Consider the following 1912-nt stretch of genomic DNA (forward strand, 5'->3'; position numbering starts at 1 on the left):
GGGTTGGGAGGGCGCGGTCCTCAAACTGCTGCGCGGCAAGGACTTCGAGTTCACGGTGACGGACGTGGAGGACGTCACCCCGGACTACCGGCGGCTGCGCTTCACCGACGGCGGTCTCCTGGCCGCGACCGGAGTCCACCCCACCATGTGGGTACGGCTGTGGTTCGACAACGCGGGCAAGCCGCACCAGCGGGCCTACACCCTGGTCGACCCGGACGCCGAGACCGGCACCTTCCAACTGGAGTTCGCCCTGCACGAGGGGTGCGCCAGCGACTGGGCCAGGGCGGCGAAGCCGGGCGACACCATCGGGGCGACCGTCCAGGGCACCGGCTTCGAGCACCCGAGCCCCGCGCCCTCGCACGTCTTCGCCGTCGGCGACCCGGCCTCGCTCCCGGCCATCAACTCCCTCCTGGACGCCCTGGGCTCCGCCCCGGCCACCGTCTGGTTCGAGGGCGGCGACGACGACCTGCCGTTCCGCACCGACCCGGACCGGCACGAGGTGCGCAAGGTGCCGCGCCAGGACTCCGGCGCGCACCTCGTCGAACGGGTGAGGTCGGACCTGCCCGGCCTGCTCCGGAGCACGGCCGACCCATACGTCTGGATCGCGTGCGACACGGTGACGACCCGGGCCCTGACGGCGTACGTCCGCAAGGAACTGGGCCTGCCCAAGCAGCGGGTGCACGCGCTGGGCTACTGGCGGGCGACCTGAGCGGCGGAGACGGCCGGGCTCCGGACGCGGCCGGGCCCGCCCCGGGGGATGATCGGGACATGGACGTCACTCTTCACCTCGCCCAGGATCCCGAGGCCGACGCGTTGCTCGGCCGCAGCCCGCTCGCCGCGCTGGTCGGCATGCTGCTGGACCAGCAGGTCCCGATGGAGTGGGCGTTCAAGGGCCCGGCGACGATCGCCCAGCGGCTCGGCAGCGACGACCTGGACGCCCACGAGATCGCCGCGCACGAGCCGGAGGCCTTCGCCGCGCTGCTCTCACAGAAGCCGGCGGTGCACCGCTACCCGGGCTCCATGGCCAAGCGGATCCAGCAGCTGTGCCAGTACCTCGTCGAGCACTACGACGGCGACGCCGAGGCCGTCTGGAAGGACGCCGGCACCGGCAGGGAACTGCTGAAGCGGCTCGCGGAACTGCCCGGCTTCGGCAAGCAGAAGGCCCAGATCTTCCTCGCCCTGCTCGGCAAGCAGCTCGGGGTGCGGCCCACGGGCTGGCGCGAGGCGGCGGGCTCCTACGGCGAGCCGGACTCGTTCCGCTCGGTCGCCGACATCACCGGCCCCGAGTCCCTGGTCAAGGTGCGGGCGCACAAGCAGGAGACGAAGGCGGCAGCCAAGGCGTCGAAGGCCACCGGAAAGTAGCCGCGCCCACGCGCCTTCGGCGGGCAGGACGCGAGCACCGCGTCAGTCGCCTGGCCCGGCTCGGGTGGCGGCTGCCTGCGGGGCGATCCCAGCATGAACCATGAGCGAGCCACCTGGCGGCTCCCCCTGGGACCCGGAGCACGACTCCTCCGACGCACACCCCGCGCCCACCGCCCCGCGTCGCCCGGAAGCGCTGGGCATACGGTCCTGTCGTCGCGGCATCACCACCCGGACCGCGGCCCCGTCCCGGGCCGGCGGGGGCCGGGCGAGCGGATCTCACAGCCGGCGGGAGAAGCGGCGCGGACGGCGGGCGGACAGCGGGGGGAATGACCTCCCGTGACCCCCGAACCGCAGCAGGAACCCCGCGGCCCCCGCCGGCGCGTCTGGCTGCGGGTGCTCGTCCTGCTGCTCGCCCTGCTCCTGCCGGGCGCCCACGCCGAGGCCCTGACAGGGGGGACGGCGACCGCCCCCGGGCAGAGCATCACCGTCGAGTACGACCTCTTCGACACCGCCCCGCGCCCACCGGCCCGGGCCGCCCGCCGCACCGCCG

At 74.2% G+C, this 1912-nt stretch carries 2 protein-coding genes and 1 pseudogene; all 3 read left to right on the plus strand.

The window, feature by feature from the left end; all coding sequences use genetic code 11:
* Window positions 1-709, plus strand: a 709-nt coding sequence (locus C1J00_RS42680; protein WP_102914152.1) for a siderophore-interacting protein, incomplete at its 5' end; no start/stop codon positions are given.
* Window positions 710-768: 59 nt separating this feature from the next.
* Window positions 769-1362 carry an HhH-GPD-type base excision DNA repair protein gene (locus C1J00_RS42685; protein ID WP_102914153.1) on the plus strand — a complete coding sequence of 198 codons (594 nt, stop codon included), beginning with the start codon at window positions 769-771 and terminating at the stop codon, window positions 1360-1362.
* Between the two features lie 336 nt (window positions 1363-1698).
* Window positions 1699-1912: pseudogene (locus C1J00_RS42690) on the plus strand (hypothetical protein); the annotation flags it as partial.

The sequence above is a fragment of the Streptomyces cahuitamycinicus genome (assembly GCF_002891435.1).
Lineage (GTDB): Bacteria > Actinomycetota > Actinomycetes > Streptomycetales > Streptomycetaceae > Streptomyces > Streptomyces cahuitamycinicus.